The organism is Nonomuraea rhodomycinica (genome assembly GCF_013363995.1).
Lineage (GTDB): Bacteria > Actinomycetota > Actinomycetes > Streptosporangiales > Streptosporangiaceae > Nonomuraea > Nonomuraea rhodomycinica.
Genome location: NZ_JABWGO010000009.1, coordinates 79224 through 98093, shown reverse-complemented (window position 1 = coordinate 98093; position 18870 = coordinate 79224). Strand labels below are relative to the sequence as shown.

The following is an 18870-nucleotide window of genomic DNA, read 5'->3' as shown; positions in this document are numbered from 1 at the left end:
ACGCTCAGGTGGTCGTGAGGAGGGCGGCACGGTCATCAGTCGAGACCGCGGGGAGGGCGGCGCCGTCAGGGGAGATCGCCGGGAGGGTGGCGCGGAAGCCGCCGTCGATCGCCACCAGCGTGCCGCCGTGCAGGCCCGCGATGTCCCGGGCTATGGGGAGCCCGAGCCCCGCGCCGCCGTCGTCCCTGGCGCGGGCCTCGTCCAGCCGGGTGAACCGGTCGAACACCGCCTCCCGGTGCTCCGGCGGGATCCCCGGCCCGTCGTCCAGCACCTCCAGCACCGCCACGCCGTCGCCCGGCCGCACCCGGACCGTCACGGTCGTCTCGGCGTGCCGGCGCGCGTTGTCGAGCAGGTTCGTCACCAGCCGGGCGAGGTGGCCGCGCGAGCCCCGGACCACCACGTCGGGTTCGATGTCCACGACGACCTTCGGCTCCGCGGCCGGGCCCGAGCGCACCGACTCCTCGAAGGCCACCTGCCCGAGGTCGAGCGAGGTCGTGCGCACCGGTTCGCCGGCGTCGAGCCTGGCCAGCATGAGCAGGTCGCCGGCCAGGGCCTGGAGGCGTTCGACGTCGGCCAGCGCCTCGCGGGTCAGCTCGCTCGGCGGGGCCAGCTCCAGCCGGGCCCGCAGGGTGGCGATCGGGCTGCGCAGCTCGTGCGCGGCGTCGGCGACGAACCGCTGATGGGTCCCGACGGCCGTCTCCAACCGGTCGAGCGTGCCGTTGACGGTCGTGGCCAGGGCCGCGATCTCGTCGCGCGAGCGCGGCACGGGCACGCGCTGGTGCAGGTCCCGGGCGGTGATGTCGGCCATCTTGGCGCGGATCGCGGCGACCGGCTTCAGCGCCCGGCTCACCGAGAACCAGGTCATCGCGGCCACCACGCCCAGCAGCGCGGGCACGCCGGGCAGCAGGGCGCTGTCGAGCGTCTGCAACGCCTCGTCGGCCCCCGCCCGGGAGGCCCTGGCCCACACCGTGGACGTGCCCTGCTTGGTGTCCACCTTCAGGGCCGCCACCGCGTACTGGTCGGGCTCCGCCCATCCCTTGTCCACGGCCGCCTTCCCCGCCGCGTCGACGAGGACGACGTCGGGATCGCCGACCGGCTTGAGCTCCGTGCCCTGCACCACCGAGGCTTTCGTCGTCCCGTCGGCGGGAGCGGCCGGGGTCCCCTGGATCCGGCCGACGAGCGCCGCGACGTGGCCGGCGGGTGACACGGCCACGGTCTCGGCGGGCGATACGGCCACGGTTTCGGCGGGCGGTACGGCCAGGGTTTCGGCGGGTGGTACGGCCACGGTGCGAGCCGGTTCGGGCATGGTGCGCGAGGTGCCGGCCACGCCGTCGGGCCCGGCGCCGGTCGTGGGCGCGGCCTGGATGCCCTCGATCGACTGGATCAGCATCGGCGCGGCGGCCACCGCGCGTCGCGCGGCCTCGGCGTCGGTGCTGGCCTCCAGGCTGCCGCGCAACGTGACGACGAGCACGGCCGCGGCGGCGCCCAGGGCGAGCGCCACCACCAGCGTCGCCGCCGCCGTGGCCCGCAGCCGCACCGACGACAGCCCGGCCGACAACCCGGCCGGCAGCCCGGCCGGCAGTCCGGCCGACAGCCTCGCCGACAGCCTCGTCGGCAGCCTCGCCGGCAGTCCGGCCGGCAGCCTCGCCGACAGTCCCGCTGACAGCCTGCTCGGCAGTCCCTTCGGAAGCATCGCGGGGATCCTCATCCGCGGCCGGGCCGGCGGCGGATGAGGATCCCCGCTCGTCCCGCCACCCGTCGCGCGACTCCTCCCGCCGCGCGCGTCGCCCCCCGTGTCACCGTCCATGTCGCCGTTCATGTCGCCTCCAGGCGGTAACCGGCGCCTCGCACCGTGATCAGCGAAGACCGGCCGAACGGCTGGTCGATCTTGCGGCGGAGCGCGCTGATGTAGACCTCGACGATGTTCGGGTCGCCGTCGTAGGCGAAGTCCCACGCCTGGGCCAGCAGCTCGCTCTTGGAGACCACCTCGCCCGGCCGCCGCGCCAGCCCGTGCAGCACCGCGAACTCCTTCGGCGTCAGCGCGATCTCCACCTCGCCCCTGCGGCAGCGCAGCCCGGCCGGGTCGAGCACGAGGTCGCCCACCGTGATCGACACCGGCCGCTCCCTGCCGCCCCGCCGCACCAGGGCGCGCAGCCTCGCCAGCAGCACCACGTACGAGAACGGCTTGGACAGGTAGTCGTCGGCGCCGGTGTCGAGCGCCTCGGCCTCGTCGTAGACGCCGTCCTTGGCGGTGAGCATCATGATCGGCGTCCAGTTCCCGGCCTCGCGCAGCCGCGCGCACACGGTGTAGCCGTTCATCCGGGGCAGCATCACGTCCAGGACGATCACGTCGTAGGCGTGCTCCGTGGCCATCCACAGCCCGTCGCGGCCGTCGTGGGCCACGTCGACCGCGAACCCCTCGCCCGACAGCCCGTCCCGGACGAGGCCGGCCAGCCGCCGCTCGTCCTCCACCAGTAAGACCCGCACGCCGACCAGCGTGCCGTACGCCACCTAAAGCCAACCTGAAGATCATTTCGGCTGTGTTCAGGCTCGCTTCAGGTACGACGGGCCACTGTTCGGTCCGTCAGATCGCTCGATCTCTTCCACGAGAGGGAGATTCCATGTTCAAGAGGCGTGTCGGGATCATGGGCGCGGTGGGCGTCCTCGCGCTGTCGATCCTGAGCGGGTCCGCCATGGCCGACGAGACCCCGGCCCCGGTGCCGGACGTCACGATCGTCTGCCGGACCGGCGACGGCCAGGTGGTGCGCTTGGCGAAGGCCGCCAAGGCCGTCAAGGTCGAGAAGCTGAAGGACGGCAGGGTCGTCATCTCCGAGGGCGAGCCGGTGGAGCCGGGCAAGATGACCAGGATCGAGCGGAAGCCGCTCTCGCCCGAGGAGGCGGAGAAGCTCGCCAAGGCCCTCCCCGAGGGCACGCCGCGGATGCACGTCGAGCGGGCCGAGCCCGCGGACGAGGCGGGCGCCGCGCGGATCGAGGACGACGAGAAGGCGTGGATCCAGGACGGACGGAAGGTCAAGGAGGGCGAGATCCTGGACGCCGTGCCGGCCGTGCCCGCCCTCCCGGCGGACGGGCCCGACGGCGCGCCGCCCAAGGGCGTGACGGCCCCGGCCGCCACCGTGACCTGCGAGGCGGGCGACAAGTAGCGGCCCGGGGCCCGGTCAGGCGAACGACGGGTGCGGGCCGAGCGCCCAGTACTCGAACAGGCCGTGCCCCACCAGGCCGTCGTACTCGAAGCGGCCCACGGCGTCCACCATGCCCCACATGCGGGCGGCGTCGGCCGGCAGCGTGTAGGTGACCCCTTGCACGACGGGCCCGGCGCCCTGGTACATGCCGTGCTTCCAGTCCGGCTCCAGGCCGTACCCGGTGCCGACCATGAGGTGGACCGGCAGGAGCGGGGTGCAGCGGACGTCGAAGGGCTTGCCTCCGGGCGGCGCGAAGGTGATGGTGGCCTCGACCACGTCGCGGGTGCCGGGTGCGTACACGGGGCGGTACTCGGGCCGGCCGAGGTACTCCTCCTCCCGGCCGTCCGACCACACCCGGGTGGCCTCCTCCAGCACCCGGCGGCCCCGCTCGTCCTCCTGCACGATGCAGAGGATGGCGTGGTCGTCGAACATCATCGGCGCGTACAGCCAGTAGAACGTGCCGGGGTTCTTCGCCTGGACGCCCGGAGGCTCGGGCTCGCCGACCGGTCTGATGCCCCAGGACCGGTCCCTGGTGCCCAGCCAGCGGTCCGGGGTGACGGGGATCTCCTCGGACCCGACCCGGATGTGCCCGCTCCAGCGCCCGGTCTGCGCGAGCCGGACGGAGTCGAACATGACCCGCTCCTGCCAGCGCAGGAAGTGCCGGGGCTCCAGCGTCGCCGGGATCGTGCCCGTCCAGGTCAGGTCGAAGGACAGGCCATGCTCGTTCGGCTCCAGCACCACGCGCAGCCGTTCGAGCCCTTCGATGACCTCGACCCGGAACGGGCCGATCCCGGTGTCCATCCGGTCGGCGCCGAGCTCGCGGGAGGCGCGCACCACCCGGTGCAGGTCGTCGCCCGCGCCGCGGCGGCGCACGCAGGCGAACGCGTCGGTGACGCCGAGGTTGGGGTACTGGCCCAGGCCGACGATCAGCATCAGGTCGTCCGTGCCGGCGTGGCAGTTGAAGTAGTAGCGGTCGTAGAAGTTGCGGTCGGAGGTGGTCACGTGCCGCATGACCTGGGCGGCCTGGTGGACCGGGTAGTCGTCGAGCGGTGACAGGCTCATGCCGCCGGTTCTAACAAGCGCTTGGTACGGAGTCAACGAGGAACGGGCCGGGAAACGCGAAAGTGCGCCCCCCTCAGCTCGGGGGCGCACTTTCGCGCTGATTCACTGCGTCTTGTGCGCTGCCTCGTCCGCCTTCTCCGAGACGGTGGACGCGGCGTTCTCCGCGGACTGGGCGGTCTTGTCCGCCTTCTCACTCACCCAACGCGACGCGTCGGACGCGGAGTCCTTCATCTGCTCCGTCCACTGCTGCGCGTTGCGGCGATAGGCCATGTAACCCATCGCGCCCACAGCGAGACCGGTGATCAGAACCATGATCGGCCAACGCCGCGATCTGGCGGGCGTCGGGTCGATCTTCTCGGCGGCCGCGGTCAGCATCGAGCTGACCTTGGGAGCGAGCTGGTCCTCCACCCGATGCGCGGCGTCCTCCAGCACCGGGGCCGCCCAGTAACGGGCGTCCTCGATCCGCTGGGCGGCGCTCGTCCTGGCCTGGTCGGCCATGACCTTCGCCTGGTCGGCCATCATCCTGGCCTGATCCGCCATCGGTGTAACACGCTGGCCGGTCTGGACGGCCCGGGCCTTCATCCGGCCCATCCACGTGGCGGGAACCTCTATGACCACGCGGCGTTTCCTCAGTGTCAGGGACACGACAACCTCCCCTGTCGTTGGGGCCCCGAGCCTGACCTTCCCGGTAGAAGGCGGCTCAATCATGACGAGCCGTGGGAGGATGGCCCGGAGGCCGAACGGCCATAGTCAACAAAAGACCACAGAACCAACCCTGTGTATAGAGGGGGGCAGCTGTCTCGTGGCTGAGAAGCTGATCGCAAACCTGCAGACCAATCACGGCACCATCAAGGTCGAACTCTTCCCGAACCAGGCGCCCAAGACCGTCCGCAACTTCGTCGAGCTCGCCGAGGGCGGCCGCGAGTGGACGCACCCGGGCACCGGCGAGAAGAGCACCGGCAAGTACTACGACGGCACGATCTTCCACCGGGTGATCTCCGGTTTCATGATCCAGGGCGGTGACCCGCTCGGCCAGGGCATCGGCGGCCCGGGCTACGAGTTCGACGACGAGATCCACCCGGACCTCTACTTCAACCGCCCGTACCTGCTCGCCATGGCCAACGCCGGCATCCGCTTCGGCAAGGGCACCAACGGCTCGCAGTTCTTCATCACTGTCGTGCCGACGCCGCACCTGAACGGCCGGCACACCATCTTCGGCGAGGTCGTCGAGGGCCAGGAGGTCGTGGACGCGATCGCCAAGACCCGCACCGGCCGCAACGACCGCCCGGTCGAGGACGTCGTGCTGGAGTCGGTGACGATCGACCGCGTCCAGGGCTGAGGCCCGGCCGGGGACGCAGGGGCCGGCCAGGCCCGCGGACCGCGACGCCCCGCGCGCGGGCGGGGCGCACGCGGCACGGTCGGCGAGGCCGTAGGCTGCGGGCATGACCAGCCAGCCGCCCCTGCCCCCGGAGCAGCCCGCGGAGGCGGTGCCCACCTGTTACCGGCACCCCGAGCGCGAGACCTGGGTCCGCTGCCAGCGCTGCGAACGGCCCATCTGCCCCGACTGCATGCGCGACGCCGCCGTGGGCTTCCAGTGCCCCGAGTGCGTGGCCGAGGGCAACAAGGGGCTGCGGCAGGCGAGGTCCACGTTCGGCGGCGCGGTGGTCGGCACGCCGTACGTGACGTGGATCCTGCTCGGGCTCAACGTCGTGGTGTTCGGCATCCAGCAGCTCACCAACGAGGGCATCACGAGCCAGCTCATGATGTGGCCCAACGGGGTGGCGCGGCTCGGCGAGTACCACCGGCTGATCACCGGCGCGTTCGTCCACGGCAGTTTGATGCACGTCCTGTTCAACTGCTGGGCGCTCTACGTCCTCGGACCCAGCCTGGAGCGCGCCTTCGGCCACGGCCGGTACCTCGCCCTCTACCTGCTCAGCGCGCTCGGCGGCTCGGTGCTCGGCTACTGGCTCGACCCGCTCAACCAGCCCTCGGTAGGTGCCTCCGGGGCCATCTACGGCCTGTTCGGCGCGGCGTTCCTGGTCGGCCGGAGGCTCAAGCTCGACGTGCGCTACCTCGCGGTGCTCATCGGCATCAACCTGGTGATCACCTTCGTGGTGCCGGGCATCAGCTGGACCGGCCACATCGGCGGACTGATCACCGGCTCGGCCGTCGCCGCCGCGCTCGCCTACGCGCCCCGGAGCAACCGGCTCCTGTGGCACGCGCTGGCGCTCGCGGGGGCACTGGTCGTCCTGGTGGCGCTCGTCGCGCTGCGGACCACGGCCATCACCGGCACCATGGGGTGAACGATCGGTGACCCGGTGTCCCCAGGGTGTGGAAAAGACTGTGGAAAGATCTAACGCCAGCGGGTGGAGAGCACCACACCGAAGATGATGAAGACGAACCCGATCAGCAGGTTCCACGCCTGGAGATCCTTGATCAGCGGCGCCTGCTGCGGGGCGACGTAGTAGGTGGCGATCCACAGGATGCCGATGATCCACGACGCCACCATCGTCGGCGCCAGCCAGCGAGGGCTGATCTTGACCTGCTGGGACTTCTGCGGCGGCGTGTAGACCGCCTTCTTGCGCGTCTTCGACTTGGGCACTGGATGACTCCTGCTGAGCGCCTGGGCTTCCGGATCGTCCACAGGCTCTTCGATAAGCGTAGTTGAGACTGGGCCAGGATAGTCGCCACGCGAGGAAGATGGCGATCCCTCACGGAGTGTGGTCGCGCGCTTACGCTGATGTGGTGAGGGCCACGTTCCGGGCCGCGGGAGAGCTGTGCATCACCGCGGGCCTCGTACTCCTGCTGTTCTGCGCCTACCTGCTCTGGGGGACGGGCGCCTACACCGACCGCGAGCAGCCGCTGCTGGAGCAGGAGCTGGCGCGTGAGCAGGCGGACCCGGGCCCGCAGGGCGAGGACAAGCCGAAGCGGCTGAAGAAGATCAAGCTCGGTCACGCGGTGGCGCTGCTGCGCATCCCCCGGCTGGGCGACGACTACAAGTACGCGGTGATCGAGGGCGTGACCACCGAGCACCTGCGCAAGGGGCCCGGCCACTACCCCGGCACCGCCATGCCCGGCCAGACGGGCAACTTCGTCGTCTCCGGCCACCGCACCACCTACGGCGCGCCGTTCAACGAGATCGACGAGCTCAAGCGGGGCGACGAGATCGTCGTCGACGCGCGCGAGGCCCGTTACACCTACCGCGTGACCTACCACGAGGTCGTGCTGCCGACCGACCTGGACGTCATCGCCCCGGTGCCCGGCAAACCCGACCGCAAGCCCTCCAAGGCGTTCATCACGCTCACCACCTGCCATCCCGAGTACTCCGCCGCGCAGCGCTACATCGTGCACGGGGTGCTCGACCGCGTCGAGCTCAGGAAGGTCTGATCACGTGTACGGCTGGATCTGGCGAAGGCTCCCCGGTCCCAAGCCGGCCAAGGCGCTCATGGCCGCCGTGCTGGCCGGCATCGTGGTGGCCGTACTGTGGTACCGGGTGTTCCCGCTGCTCGAACCCCTGGTGACGCTGGACGAGGTGACCGTTACGCAATGACCCGTGTGCTGGTGGTGGACAACCACGACAGCTTCGTCCACACCATCGTGCAGTACCTCCGCGAGCTGGGCGCCACGTGCGACGTGCGCCCGCGCGACGAGGTGGCGGTGACCGACTCCGCCGGCTTCGACGGCGTCGTCATCAGCCCGGGGCCCGGCACGCCCGAGGCCGCGGGCGTCAGCGTGCCCCTGGTGCTCCGGGCCGCCGAGGAGCGCCGGCCGCTGCTCGGCGTCTGTCTCGGGCACCAGGCCATCGCCCACGCCTACGGCGCCACCGTCGAACGCGCGCCCGAGATCGTCCACGGCCGCACCAGCGCGATCTCCCACGACGGGCGGGGCGTGTTCGCGTCGCTGCCCTCGCCGGTGCGGATGACCCGCTACCACTCCCTCGCCGTGCGTCCCGGCACGGTGCCGGACGAGCTGGAGGTGACGGCCCGCACCGCGGACGGCGTCATCATGGGCCTGCGCCACCGCACGGCCCCCGTCGAGGGCATCCAGTTCCACCCCGAGTCGGTGCTGTCCGAGCACGGCCACCGGCTGCTGGCCAACTGGCTCCGCACTCTCCCGTAAACAGCCCGCCGAATCGTGTAACGCGCGGGCCCGCCGGCACGACTCACAGATGAGCGTCCCCGCCGTTGCCCCCGAGCGGCGGGGGCGCTTCTCGTTGTCCCGGACGGCCCCGGAGAGCCGCCAGGGCGTCCAGAGGGTTCCTGGACGCCCGGAGCGCCACCCGGGGCCCCGGGAAGCGGAAGGGCCGCCTCCCGCCCGGGAGGCGGCCCTCCAGCCGCTCAGAACTCCGTCGGCGTCAGAAGCCGTCGTCGCCCGTCGGGTCCTCGATCGTCGTCTGCTCGTCCGTCGGCTCGTCGGTGGGCTGCGTCGGGTCGGGCTGCTCCGTGAACGTCGGCTGGTCGGTCGGCTGCTGCTGCGACTGGTCGGGCCCCTTGGAGACCACGATCGTGATGGTCGTGTTGGGCGACAGCTTGGCGTTGGGCCCGGGGTTCTGCTGGATGACCGTGTCTTCGGGCTGGTCGCTGAACTGCTTGGAGATCCTGACCTGGAAACCGGCCGACTCCAGCGCCGCCTTGGCCTCGTCGGCCGTCATGCCGGTGACGTCCTGGAGCGTGATCAGCTCCTTCGGCACGTACAGCGTGACGCTGCCGCCGTCCTCGACCTCCTCGCCGGCGGCCGGGTCGGTGGAGATGACCGTGCCCTGCTTCCTGGACGACGTCTTGGTCTTGACCGTGGTGGTCAGCCCGAGGTCCTTGAGGCGCTGGGTCGCCTCCTCCTTGGTGAGCCCGACGAGGCCGTCGGGCACCTTCACCTTCTTCTTGCCCTTGGAGACGAAGACCTTGACCGTCGCGCCCTTGTCGACCTCCGTGCCCTCGGCCGGGTCGGTCTTGATCACGGTACCGGCGTCGAACTCGTCGCTGAACTCCTTGACCACCTCGGACTTGAGCTGGAGGTCCGTGAGCTCGGCGACGGCCGCCTTCTCGGTCTGCGTCTGCAGCGACGGGACCTTGATGGCCGCCGCCTTAGGCCCGTCGTTGTTGCTGAGGAACGCGTAGCCCACGCCGATGAACGCGCCGATGACGAGCAGCGGCACGAGGATCCACGCGGCGGTCTTCAGCGCGGTGTTGCCCCCGCCGTTGTTGGCCCGGCGACGGCCGCCGCCGCCCCTGCCCCCGCCGCCGTCGTCGTCGTACTCGTACGGCGGCACGGCGGTGGTGCGCTGCGTGGCCGGACCCGCGGCGGCCTGCGTGGAGGTCATCATGCGGGTGGACGGGGCGTAGGTGTTGTTCATGGCCATCGTCTGGGCGTCGACCGGCATGCCGGTCATCGCCCGCTGGATGTCGGCCCGCATCTCGCTCGCGCTCTGGTAGCGGTGCGCCGGGTCCTTGGCCATGGCCTTGAGCACGATCGCGTCGGCCCACTGCGGGATCTCGGGGTCGATCTGCGACGGCGGGATCGGCTCCTCGCGCACGTGCTGGTAGGCGATCGCGACGGGGGAGTCGCCGGTGAACGGCGGCTGGCCGGTCAGCAGCTCGTACAGGACGCAGCCGGTGGAGTAGATGTCGCTGCGCGCGTCGACCCGCTCGCCGCGCGCCTGCTCGGGCGACAGGTACTGGGCGGTCCCTATCACCTGGGCGGTCTGCGTCATCGTCGCGGCCGAGTCGGCCATCGCGCGGGCGATGCCGAAGTCCATCACCTTGACGTCGCCGGCCCGGGTGATCATGACGTTGGCCGGCTTGATGTCGCGGTGCACGATGCCGCCGCGGTGGCTGTAGTCCAGCGCCCGCAGGATGCCGTCGACCAGCTCGGCCGCCCGCTCGGGCATCAGCCGCCGGTCGGCGCGGAGCAGGTCGCGCAGCGTGCGGCCGTCGACGTACTCCATGACGATGTAGGGCACGGGGGTGCCGTCGGTGACGTCCTCGCCGGTGTCGTAGACCGCGACGACGGCCGGGTGGTTCAGCGAAGCCGCCGACTGCGCCTCACGGCGGAAACGGGCCTGGAAGGTGTGATCGCGCGCCAGGTCCGACCGGAGGGTCTTGATCGCGACTATGCGGTCCAGCCGGATGTCTCGGGCACGATACACCTCGGCCATGCCGCCGCGCCCGACGACACCGTCGAGCTCGTAGCGACCTCCGAGTAGCCGAGGCTGAGTCATTTCCTGCACTGTCCCTTACCGTTCATCTTGGGTACCGCGGTCTGCGCGGAGCCGCCGGTGTCCATCATCGACCCCCATGGCACATCACGTCCCTTCCTTCGGCGGGTTTGTCTCCCCAGGGTCAGGTGAGGCGCTCTGTGTCGGACTTGTTGGCGTCGTCGTGGGCTTCGGAGTCGGTGTGGGGGTCGGGGTTCGGGTGGTCGGGGTGGGTCGGGGTGTCGGCTTCTGGGTAGGAGTCGCCGACTTGTCAACGGTAGCCGACCGTGAGGGTACCGGCCGCGTGGACTTCGCCGTAATCGCGGGCGGCCTTCGCGTGCGCTTGGGCTTGGGGCGGGTCTTGTCCGGCGTCGGGGTGGCCGAGCCGGCCCGCGACGGATCCGTGATGTCCGGCGGCCTGGCGGGCACCTCGCGCTGCTGGACGATCGTCATGGCGCTGAGCCCCACCGCGGCCAGGCAGCCGGCCGTGGCCACGACGGCCAGCGCCCGCGCGCCCGTGCCGCGCCGCCGCCCGGGCCCGCCGGGGTGGCGCCGCGACGGGGACGCCGACATCGTGGCCGGAGCGGCGCCGCCCATCAGGTCGTACGTGGACTCCCTGTCGTGGGGGCGCACCGGGCTCGCGGCCGGCACCGTGCCACCCGGGCCCTCGCCCGTCCCGTACGGGTCGCGCCCGTGGGCGCGGAAGCCGTCGGGGTCGGTGAGCATGCTGAGCTCCACGCCCCGCTCGTGCCCCACCAGCGAGTCGCGCAGCACGTACGCCCGGTCGGCCAGCGCCCGCGCGGACCCGGGCCGCGAGGCCGGGTCCTTGGCCAGCAGCGCCATGACCAGGTCGCGCACCGGGGCGGGCACGTCGACGCCGAGCGGCGGCGGCTGCTCGTTGAGGTGCTGGAGCGCGATCGCCACCTGGGTGTCGCCCCGGAACGGCGTGCGGCCCGCCAGGCACTCGTAGACCACGATGCCCAGGGAGTACAGGTCGGTGGCGGGCGTGAGCGGCAGGCCCTGCGCCTGCTCGGGGCTGACGTACGGGGCGGTGCCGAGCACGGTGCCGGTCTGCGTCACCGGCGCGGCCTCCAGCGCCCGGGCGATGCCGAAGTCGGTGACCTTGATGTGGCCGTCGGGCGTCACCAGCAGGTTGCCCGGCTTGACGTCGCGGTGGACGACCCCGGAGGCGTGGGCCACGTGCAGCGCCTTGGCCGTCTGGTGCAGCACGTCCAGCGCCACCTCGGGGCCCAGGGCGCCGTTGCGGGCCAGGATGGCCGACAGCGGCTCGCCGTGGACCAGCTCCATCACGAGGTAGGCCAGGTCGTCCTGCTCGCCGTAGTCGAAGACCTGCGCGATGCCGGGGTCGGACAGCGCCGCGGTGATGCGCGCCTCGTTGCGGAACCGCTCGCGGAAGGTGGGGTCGGCGTGGATGTGGCTGCGCAGCACCTTGACCGCCACCTCGCGGCCCAGCAGCTCGTCGCGGGCACGCCAGACCTCTCCCATGCCGCCCGCGGCGATCCGGGAGAGGAGGAGATAGCGGTTACCGAGCCGCATGGCCCGGCACGTTGCCGTCGATCAATTCTTCAGCACCGCCTCCATGACCTGCTTGGCGATCGGCGCGGCGGTGTGGCCGCCCGTCGCCTCGGCGCCCACGTTGGCGGCGCCCGACTCGACGATGACCGCGAGCGCGATCTGCGGGTCGTCGGCCGGGGCGAAGGAGATGAACCAGGCGTGCGGGGGGCGGTTGTCGGAGGTCTCGGCGGTGCCGGTCTTGCCGGCCACCTGGACGCCGGGGATCTGCGCGAGGTTGGCCGTGCCGTTGTTGACGACGCTGACCATCATCTCGCGCAGCTTGCCGGCGGTCTCGGGGCTGACCGCCTCGCTCAGCTCCTGCGGGTCGGCGTCCTCGATCGAGTCGCCCTTGCTGTCGGTGATCTTGTTGACGAGGTACGGCTTCATGACCGTGCCGTTGTTGGCGATGCCCGCGGCGATCATGGCCATCTGCAGCGGCGTCATCCGGTTGCTGCGCTGGCCGATCGAGGCCATGGCCAGGGCCGCCTTGTCCTCTTCGGGGCCGAAGTCACTCTGGGTCACCGACATCGGGACGCCGATCTGCTCTCCCATGCCGAACTTCTCGGTCTGCTCCTTCATCTTCGCGTAGCCGAGCTGCATGCCGATGGAACCGAACGGCGTGTTGCAGGACTTCTCCAGTGCGAAGACCAGCGGGACCTGGCCCGCGCCGCACGCCGCGCCGCCGTAGTTGGGCAGGCTGATGGTGGTGCCGGGCAGGGGCAGGCGCTGCGGCGCCTCCACGGTGGTGTTCGGACCGCGCGAGTCGTCGTCCTCCAGGTACGCGGCGGCCGTGACCACCTTGAACGTGGAGCCGGGCGGGTAGGTCTGGCCGATGGCCCGGTTGAGCAGCGGCTGGCTCTTGTCCTTGGCCAGCACGTCGTAGCGGGCGAACACCTTGCTCTTGTCGGTGCCCGACAGCTCGGCGGGGTCGTAGCTGGGCAGCGACACCATCGCGAGGATCGCGCCGGTCTTGGGGTTGAGGGCGACCAGGGCGCCCCGCTTGCCGCTCGCGCGCAGCGCGTCGTAGGCGGCCTTCTGCGCCCTCGGGTTGATCGTCAGATCGACGTTGGCGCCCTTGGTGGGCTCGCCGGTGAACAGGTCGATGCTGCGCCGCAGCAGCAGGTCGGAGCTGGAGCCGTCGAGCAGCTTGTTCTCGGCCGCCTCGATGCCGGCCGCGCTCTCGGGCGAGAAGAAGCCCGTGATGTGCGCGTACAGCTTGCCGTCGGTGTACTGGCGGACGAAGCGGAACTCCGAGCTGTCGGTCTCGCGCGACTGGGCGAGGATCTCCTTGCCGCCGGCCGTGATGCGCCCGCGCTGCACCGCGTAGCGCTCGTAGAAGTTGCGCAGGTTGCGCTGGTCCTCGGAGTACTTGTCGGCCTTGACCGCCTGCACGTAGTTCACGTTGACCATGAGCAGCGCGAACATGGCCAGGCAGGCCACGGCGATGCGCTTGACGGTGCTGTTCATCGCTGGAACACCTGTGTGAGTCCTTCGTTCTGGATCGCCTGGGGCGGCGGTTGGCGCGCCGCGTCAGAGGTGCGTACCAGGAGGGCGACGAGGATCCAGTTCGCCAGCAGGGCCGAACCGCCCTGTGACATGAACGGGGTGACCAGACCGGTCAGCGGGATGAGGTTGGTCACGCCGCCGACGATGATGAACACCTGCCAGGCCAGCAGGAACGACAGGCCGCCGGCCAGCAGCTTGGTGAACGGGTCGCGGGCGGCGAGCGAGGTGCGCAGGCCGCGCTCGACGATCAGCGCGTAGACCATCAGCAGGGCCATCAGGCCGGTCAGGCCGAGCTCCTCGCCGGTGGCCGAGAAGATGAAGTCGGAGAACGACAGCGGGACCAGGTAGGGGTGCCCCTGGCCGAGGCCGGTGCCGAGGATGCCGCCCGCGCCCATCGCGAACAGGCCCTGCATGAGCTGGGCGCTGCCGCCCAGCTCGCGGTCGAAGAACTCCTGCCGGCCCGGGTCGAGCCAGACCTCGAAGCGGGCCTGCACGTGGTCGAAGATCTGACCGGCCAGGAACGCGCCGCCGACGAAGAGCAGGATACCGATCAGCACCCAGGACGTGCGCTGCGTGGCGATGTACAGCATCGCGATGAAGGTGCCGAACAGCAGCAGCGACGAGCCGAGGTCCTTCTGCAGCACGAGCACGCCGAGGCTGACCGCCCAGGTGATGAGGACGGGCCCGAGGTCACGGGCGCGGGGCAGGTCGATGAAGAGCAGCCGGCGCCCGGCCAGGGCCAGCACGTCGCGTTTGGCCACGAGGTAGCCGGCGAAGAAGACGACCAGGGCGATCTTGGCCAGCTCGGCGGGCTGGATGGTGGCGGGGCCGAAGCCGATCCAGATGCGGGAGCCGTTGACGGTCTTGCCCAGCCCGGGGATGAGCGGGGAGATCAGCAGGAACAGGCCGACGAACCCCGCGGTGTAGGTGAGCCGCTGCAGGGCGCGCTGGTCGCGCAGCACGATCAGCGTGACGGCGAACAGGACCACGCCGACGCCGGTCATGATGAGCTGGTTGGTGGCCGAGGCTCCCGCGGTTCCGCGCGCGTGCGACTCCTCGATCCGGTAGATGATCACCAGGCCGATGCCGTTGACCAGCGTGACCAGCGGGAGGATCAGCGGGTCGGCCCACGGCGCGAACTTGGCCAGCACCAGGTAGGCGGCCAGCATGAAGCCGCCGAGGCCCAGCCCGTACGTCAGCATGCCCGCCGGGACCTTGCCGTTCATGGCGAGGCCCACGTTGGCGTAGGCGAACATGGTGATGCCGACGGCGAGCGCCAGCATGAGAAGCTGCGCCCCTCGCCGCTTGGCCGGAAGGGGGACGGGGGTGGCGGCCATTTCGCTCATCTAGGGCTTCGTCCTCGTGGCGCTCGGAGATGCCTTCGTGGCGCTGGGGGACGCCTTGGCGGAGTCGGGAGAGGGCGACGCGCTGGCGTCGGGCGCCGCCTTGTCTTTCGAATCGGTCTGACCGTCGGTGAACTGCAGGCCGTTGATGCGGTCGACGCCCTCGTCGACGCTGGCCACCTCGATGCCGTCCTTGACCAGCTCCCGGTCGAGAGGGGAGAGCTGGGACAGGGGCTTGCCGGTGTGCCTGGCCACCGAGAAGAACTGGAGGGGACCCACCTCCTGCTGGATCCCCTGGAAAACGACCACCTCGTCGCCCCGTGCTCCGACGAAGAACTGCTCCTGGGTCCACTGCCAGCCGAAATAGCCGCCGACACCGACGACCGCGGCCCCGACGCCGAGCACGGAGACCAGCACGGGCCACACGCGACGACGCCGGCCCGGCCGGCCGGACGCCTGCGCGCCCGGCTCGTCGAACTCGTCGTCAGTGATCACCGGCTGGGGCGCGGTCACCGCGCTCGATCGCCCCGGGGAGGTCTCCTGCGGGCCGGGTCTCAGCCGGTTCATGCCGGCCGCGCCGACGACCGCGGCGTCCACGGGCACCTGCTGGCCCTCGGAGATCTCCAGCACGTCGGCCAGCACGCAGGTGATGTTGTCGGGCCCGCCGCCCCGGTTGGCCAGGTCGATGAGCTGCCGGACGACCTCTTCGGGGTCGTCGATGTTGGTCAGCGTCGCGTGCAGCGTCTCCGCGCTCACCACGCCCGACAGCCCGTCGGAGCACAGCAGGTAGCGGTCGCCCACCTGGGCCTCGCGGAGCGTCAGGTCGGGATCGACCTCGCCGCTCCCGTCGAGCGCCCGCAGCAGGATCGAGCGCTGCGGGTGAGTCGCCGCCTCCTCGGGGGTGATGCGCCCGTCGTCGACCAGTTGCTGCACCAGCGTGTGGTCGTGGGTGATCTGGTAGAGCTCCCCGCGTCTGAGCAGGTAGGCGCGCGAGTCGCCCACGTGCACCAGGGCCACCTGGGTGCCGTTCCAGAGCATGGCGGTGAGCGTGGTGCCCATGCCCTTCAGGCTCGGGTCCCGCCCCACCATCTCGTGCAGCCTGCGGTTGGCGTCGCGTACTGCTGCCTCGATGGCGTTGAGCAGGTCACCGCCCTGCTGGGCCTCCTCCAGGGAGGCCATTGCGGCGATGGCGACGGAGCTCGCCACCTCGCCGTGTGCGTGCCCGCCCATGCCGTCGGCGACGGCGAGCAGGCGGCCGCTGGCGTACGCCGAGTCCTCGTTCCCTTCGCGGAGGAGGCCGACGTCCGAGCGGGCGGCGTAGCGGAGTGCGATGGTCATTTGCGCAATTCAATGACTGTCTTGCCGACGCGGATCGGAACACCGAGCGGCACCGGGGTCGGACGGGTGACTTTTGAGCGGTCGAGATACGTGCCGTTGGTCGAACCGAGATCTTCCACGATCCACTGACCGTCCTGAGGAAAGAGCCGGGCATGCCGGCTGGAAGCGTAGTCATCGCTGACTACCAGCGTGGCGTCGTTCGCCCGGCCGATGGTGATGGGCGTCTCCGTGAGGTTAATGGTGGTGCCCTGCAAGGGGCCACCGGTCACGACGAGCTGGCGTGGCTCGCCCTTCTTGCTCTTCGGCTTGGCGGCAGGTTTGGTGGGTTTCGCGCTCTTTCGTGGGCCCGCCGCAGCCGTACGTGATCCGAACAAGTCAGTCCGGATCACGCCGACTGCGGCAATGACGAAGAACCACAGCACCGCCAGGAAGGCGAGCCGGATCAGCAGCAGCGTGAGCTCGGACATGGACCGTTTGTCTACCCCTAATCGCGCCGGAACACCAGAGTCGTGCGCCCCAACGTCACTCGCGTGCCGTTCTGGAGCTCGATTCTGCGTACCGGCTGGCCGTTGACGAAAGTGCCGTTGGTCGATCCCAGGTCCACCAGGTGGACCTGGGGCCCTTCCACGCGCAGCTCCGCGTGGTGGCGCGAGACGCCGGGGTCGACCAGGCGGAGATCGCAGTCGGTGCCCCGGCCGAGCAGCGTCACCGGGGTGGTGAGCTCGTAGGAGCGGTCGCCCTGCGGGTCGTCCTGGGTGGAGACGAGCAGCCGGGGCCGCCCGCCGAACGCGTTGGGCCGGGAAGGGGGCAGGTCGCTGGCGGGCTGGCGGATCTCGTCCTGCTCCACCGTGGCGCCGCGGATGACGCCCGACCTGATGCGGAACAGCCCCACAGCCAGGTCCGCCGCGGTCTCGAAACGCACCCGGACCGGTCCCACGAAGGAGTAGCCCTGCTCCTTGGCGTACTCCCTGGCGAGGTTGGCCAGCTCGTGGCTGATGCTGTCGGCGTAGACCTCGAGCCGCTCACTGTCGGTCGTGGACAGCTCCACCACGAAGTCGTTGGGCACGAGTGTGCGACCCTGTGCGACGATCGCCGCACGCTCGTCCATCTCCCGCTGAACCGCGCTGGCGACCTCGACCGGCTGAAGGTCAGATTTGAACGCCCGCGCAAAGGCCCCCTCAACCAAGCCTTCGAGCCTTCGCTCGAAGCGCTGAAGGACTCCCACCGGGTACCTCCCTTCCTCCGTGCATATGATCGCGGCCTCCAGGCGCTCGCACGCCTGGCTCCGCTCGTCCCACGTCGCGGCGATCCCGGCGCTTGGTCAGCCGTCGCGCCCAGCTCATCCGCTCCCGTGTCTTATGCGATCGTATCCGGGTTCAGTACCACCGGCTGTTCCGTGCTACTGTTTCTCCGCACCCAACAAAGGGCGGGTGGCGGAACGGCAGACGCGCACGGTTCAGGTCCGTGTGTCCGAAAGGACGTGAGGGTTCAAATCCCTCCTCGCCCACCACGGGTTCGCCGATGGAATCGGCAGACCCACCTTGACGAAGTCAGCCCCGGTTCGCAAGAGCCGGGGCTTGTTCTTTGTCCGGAGCTGGTGCGCGCGCCCGTCCTCCGCGTGTGCTCCCCGGAGACGACCGTAGACGCCTCTCCTTGCAGATCACTTTCGGATGGCTTGCGTGATTTAGCTCACATCGGCGGTCTGGACCGGCGCGGCGCCACCGCGAGCTTCACGCGGGCGAGGGGCCGCAGCGGATTCACCCGCGGGCGAGGAGCCGGCGGGCGGCACCGAGCTGCCGGTCCTTGTGGGTCTTGAGCGTCCGGAAGTATTCCGCGTGGGCGAGAACGACATCTCGCTGGATGCGTTCCTCCGCCGCGGCCCAGGTGGCGACGAGATCGCCGTCCTTCTTGCACGACACGTCCGCCTCCGCCGCGATGATCTCCTGGCGAGAGGGCTGCTGAGTGTTCAGCCACCGGTCATCGGTGACGGCCGCGATCGGATCCGGGTAGGGAAAGCCCTTGTTCCTCATGCATGCGCTCCAGGCGCGGAAGGCCCGCACGACGTTCCCGTCACGCTGTGATTCCTCGAAGGTCTGCCTGACGAGCGTGTTGAACAAGGACGCGTCGACCTTCTGGGTGTCCTTCGCCAGATGTGCCTCGGCTTCGCCCGAGCATCCGTTCGCGTCCCCGCCGGGATCGCCGTAGGCGGCACGCCGCGCCGCGGGCGACAGTCGCGTGAGCCGGTCGTTCCGTTCCGTGTCGTACCGGGCCACCGACGGCCGGTCGGGAGGGGCGTGGTAGCCGAAGAGCCGGGCGATCCGTGGCTCGATGACGCCGTAACGGCGGCGGTTCGGCGGTTCGACGTCGGCCTCCGCCGGGAGGGGCAGGAGTCTCCACTCCATCCCCTGGCCGCGCATGCAGTCACGGATGAGGAGATCCTGCGCGGCCTCGATCGTCATGATCTCGGCAGGGGAGAAGTTGTATGCGTCGAACGGGACGGCGAGCGCCCGCGCCTCCTCCCCCGGGGGCGGAACGTGCATGGCGGACGCTGCTCTCGCCCTGCTCTCGGCGGGGGGACCTGCCGTGGCCGCCGAGCAGCCACTCGCGGCGACAACGAGGACGAGAGCAGCGATCTTCAGCCGCACGGACACGTCGA

Annotated in this window: 19 protein-coding genes and 1 tRNA gene; 7 read left to right on the top strand and 13 right to left on the bottom strand. The window is 70.6% G+C overall.

Annotated elements, in window-relative coordinates; genetic code table 11:
- Positions 1-4 precede the first annotated feature (4 nt).
- Complete coding sequence (locus tag HT134_RS30445; RefSeq protein ID WP_175603925.1) at positions 5-1693, bottom strand: sensor histidine kinase; 1689 nt, start codon at positions 1691-1693, stop codon at positions 5-7.
- Between the two features lie 122 nt (positions 1694-1815).
- Positions 1816-2511: a response regulator transcription factor gene (locus HT134_RS30440; protein ID WP_175603924.1), complete on the bottom strand. Its 696-nt coding sequence runs from the start codon at positions 2509-2511 to the stop codon at positions 1816-1818.
- A gap of 110 nt (positions 2512-2621) precedes the next feature.
- Between HT134_RS30440 and HT134_RS30435 the strand changes: the two genes are divergently transcribed.
- The gene (locus HT134_RS30435; protein WP_175603923.1) at positions 2622-3161 is read left to right on the top strand and encodes a hypothetical protein; all 540 of its coding nucleotides are present in this window, start codon (positions 2622-2624) and stop codon (positions 3159-3161) included.
- 15 nt (positions 3162-3176) lie between these two features.
- On the opposite strand, the gene HT134_RS30430 is transcribed toward HT134_RS30435, so the two are convergent.
- Together HT134_RS30430 and HT134_RS30425 are read right to left on the bottom strand one after the other, a co-directional pair.
- On the bottom strand, positions 3177-4262 hold the full coding sequence (locus tag HT134_RS30430; RefSeq protein ID WP_175603922.1) for an Rv3169 family protein: 1086 nt from the start codon (positions 4260-4262) through the stop codon (positions 3177-3179).
- A gap of 102 nt (positions 4263-4364) precedes the next feature.
- Positions 4365-4907: a hypothetical protein gene (locus HT134_RS30425; protein WP_175603921.1), complete on the bottom strand. Its 543-nt coding sequence runs from the start codon at positions 4905-4907 to the stop codon at positions 4365-4367.
- A 157-nt stretch (positions 4908-5064) separates the two neighbouring features.
- On the opposite strand from HT134_RS30425, the gene HT134_RS30420 reads away from it, so the two are divergent.
- Positions 5065-5601, top strand: a complete 537-nt coding sequence (locus HT134_RS30420; RefSeq protein WP_175603920.1) for a peptidylprolyl isomerase — start codon at positions 5065-5067, stop codon at positions 5599-5601.
- 103 nt (positions 5602-5704) lie between these two features.
- Positions 5705-6565, top strand: a complete 861-nt coding sequence (locus tag HT134_RS30415; RefSeq protein ID WP_175603919.1) for a rhomboid family intramembrane serine protease — start codon at positions 5705-5707, stop codon at positions 6563-6565.
- A gap of 50 nt (positions 6566-6615) precedes the next feature.
- On the opposite strand, the gene HT134_RS30410 is transcribed toward HT134_RS30415, so the two are convergent.
- Complete coding sequence (locus HT134_RS30410) at positions 6616-6864, bottom strand: cell division protein CrgA (protein ID WP_175603918.1); 249 nt, start codon at positions 6862-6864, stop codon at positions 6616-6618.
- A gap of 143 nt (positions 6865-7007) precedes the next feature.
- Here HT134_RS30410 and HT134_RS30405 point away from each other — a divergent pair, with 143 nt between their 5' ends.
- From HT134_RS30405 to HT134_RS30395, 3 genes are read left to right on the top strand one after another with little or no spacing between them, the layout of a single operon-like run.
- Positions 7008-7649, top strand: a complete 642-nt coding sequence (locus HT134_RS30405) for a class E sortase (RefSeq protein WP_312888561.1) — start codon at positions 7008-7010, stop codon at positions 7647-7649.
- Positions 7650-7653: 4 nt separating this feature from the next.
- Entirely contained in the window at positions 7654-7812 is a 159-nt protein-coding gene (locus HT134_RS30400) for a hypothetical protein (protein ID WP_175603916.1), read from the top strand.
- The gene (locus HT134_RS30395; protein WP_175603915.1) at positions 7809-8381 is read left to right on the top strand and encodes an anthranilate synthase component II; all 573 of its coding nucleotides are present in this window, start codon (positions 7809-7811) and stop codon (positions 8379-8381) included. Before HT134_RS30400 ends, HT134_RS30395 begins: the two co-directional genes overlap by 4 nt.
- Positions 8382-8616: 235 nt before the next feature.
- Here the strand turns inward: HT134_RS30395 and pknB are convergent, their stop codons facing one another.
- The 7 genes from pknB to HT134_RS30360 all read right to left on the bottom strand — a co-directional run bounded on the left by pknB (position 8617) and on the right by HT134_RS30360 (position 17439).
- The gene (pknB, locus tag HT134_RS30390) at positions 8617-10476 is read right to left on the bottom strand and encodes a Stk1 family PASTA domain-containing Ser/Thr kinase (RefSeq protein WP_175603914.1); all 1860 of its coding nucleotides are present in this window, start codon (positions 10474-10476) and stop codon (positions 8617-8619) included.
- A gap of 84 nt (positions 10477-10560) precedes the next feature.
- A complete protein-coding gene (locus HT134_RS30385; RefSeq protein WP_175603913.1) occupies positions 10561-12009 on the bottom strand; it encodes a serine/threonine-protein kinase in 1449 nt (482 codons plus the stop codon).
- A gap of 21 nt (positions 12010-12030) precedes the next feature.
- Positions 12031-13494 carry a peptidoglycan D,D-transpeptidase FtsI family protein gene (locus HT134_RS30380; RefSeq protein ID WP_175603912.1) on the bottom strand — a complete coding sequence of 488 codons (1464 nt, stop codon included), beginning with the start codon at positions 13492-13494 and terminating at the stop codon, positions 12031-12033.
- Positions 13491-14879, bottom strand: coding sequence for an FtsW/RodA/SpoVE family cell cycle protein (locus HT134_RS30375; RefSeq protein WP_175603911.1), 1389 nt, complete (start codon positions 14877-14879; stop codon positions 13491-13493). The genes HT134_RS30380 and HT134_RS30375 overlap by 4 nt, the downstream gene beginning before the upstream one ends.
- Entirely contained in the window at positions 14880-16214 is a 1335-nt protein-coding gene (locus tag HT134_RS30370) for a Stp1/IreP family PP2C-type Ser/Thr phosphatase (protein ID WP_175603910.1), read from the bottom strand.
- Positions 16211-16681: an FHA domain-containing protein FhaB/FipA gene (locus HT134_RS30365; protein WP_175594525.1), complete on the bottom strand. Its 471-nt coding sequence runs from the start codon at positions 16679-16681 to the stop codon at positions 16211-16213. Before HT134_RS30365 ends, HT134_RS30370 begins: the two co-directional genes overlap by 4 nt.
- Positions 16682-16698: 17 nt before the next feature.
- Entirely contained in the window at positions 16699-17439 is a 741-nt protein-coding gene (locus HT134_RS30360; RefSeq protein WP_175594526.1) for an FHA domain-containing protein, read from the bottom strand.
- Between the two features lie 199 nt (positions 17440-17638).
- Between HT134_RS30360 and HT134_RS30355 the strand changes: the two genes are divergently transcribed.
- Positions 17639-17724: transfer RNA gene (locus HT134_RS30355), tRNA-Leu, on the top strand.
- A 247-nt stretch (positions 17725-17971) separates the two neighbouring features.
- Here HT134_RS30355 and HT134_RS30350 read toward each other — a convergent pair.
- The gene (locus HT134_RS30350) at positions 17972-18865 is read right to left on the bottom strand and encodes a hypothetical protein (RefSeq protein WP_175603909.1); all 894 of its coding nucleotides are present in this window, start codon (positions 18863-18865) and stop codon (positions 17972-17974) included.
- Positions 18866-18870 lie beyond the last annotated feature (5 nt).

What these genes read in the sequence shown, in the direction of transcription:
- HT134_RS30370 (WP_175603910.1), bottom strand. Translation starts at nt 16,214, where the DNA reads ATGACCATCGCACTCCGCTACGCCGCCCGCTCGGACGTCGGCCTCCTC.
- HT134_RS30445 (WP_175603925.1), bottom strand. Translation starts at nt 1,693, where the DNA reads ATGCTTCCGAAGGGACTGCCGAGCAGGCTGTCAGCGGGACTGTCGGCG.
- HT134_RS30380 (WP_175603912.1), bottom strand. Translation starts at nt 13,494, where the DNA reads ATGAACAGCACCGTCAAGCGCATCGCCGTGGCCTGCCTGGCCATGTTC.
- HT134_RS30415 (WP_175603919.1), top strand. Translation starts at nt 5,705, where the DNA reads ATGACCAGCCAGCCGCCCCTGCCCCCGGAGCAGCCCGCGGAGGCGGTG.
- pknB (WP_175603914.1), bottom strand. Translation starts at nt 10,476, where the DNA reads ATGACTCAGCCTCGGCTACTCGGAGGTCGCTACGAGCTCGACGGTGTC.
- HT134_RS30375 (WP_175603911.1), bottom strand. Translation starts at nt 14,879, where the DNA reads ATGAGCGAAATGGCCGCCACCCCCGTCCCCCTTCCGGCCAAGCGGCGA.
- HT134_RS30365 (WP_175594525.1), bottom strand. Translation starts at nt 16,681, where the DNA reads ATGTCCGAGCTCACGCTGCTGCTGATCCGGCTCGCCTTCCTGGCGGTG.
- HT134_RS30435 (WP_175603923.1), top strand. Translation starts at nt 2,622, where the DNA reads ATGTTCAAGAGGCGTGTCGGGATCATGGGCGCGGTGGGCGTCCTCGCG.
- HT134_RS30385 (WP_175603913.1), bottom strand. Translation starts at nt 12,009, where the DNA reads ATGCGGCTCGGTAACCGCTATCTCCTCCTCTCCCGGATCGCCGCGGGC.
- HT134_RS30430 (WP_175603922.1), bottom strand. Translation starts at nt 4,262, where the DNA reads ATGAGCCTGTCACCGCTCGACGACTACCCGGTCCACCAGGCCGCCCAG.
- HT134_RS30395 (WP_175603915.1), top strand. Translation starts at nt 7,809, where the DNA reads ATGACCCGTGTGCTGGTGGTGGACAACCACGACAGCTTCGTCCACACC.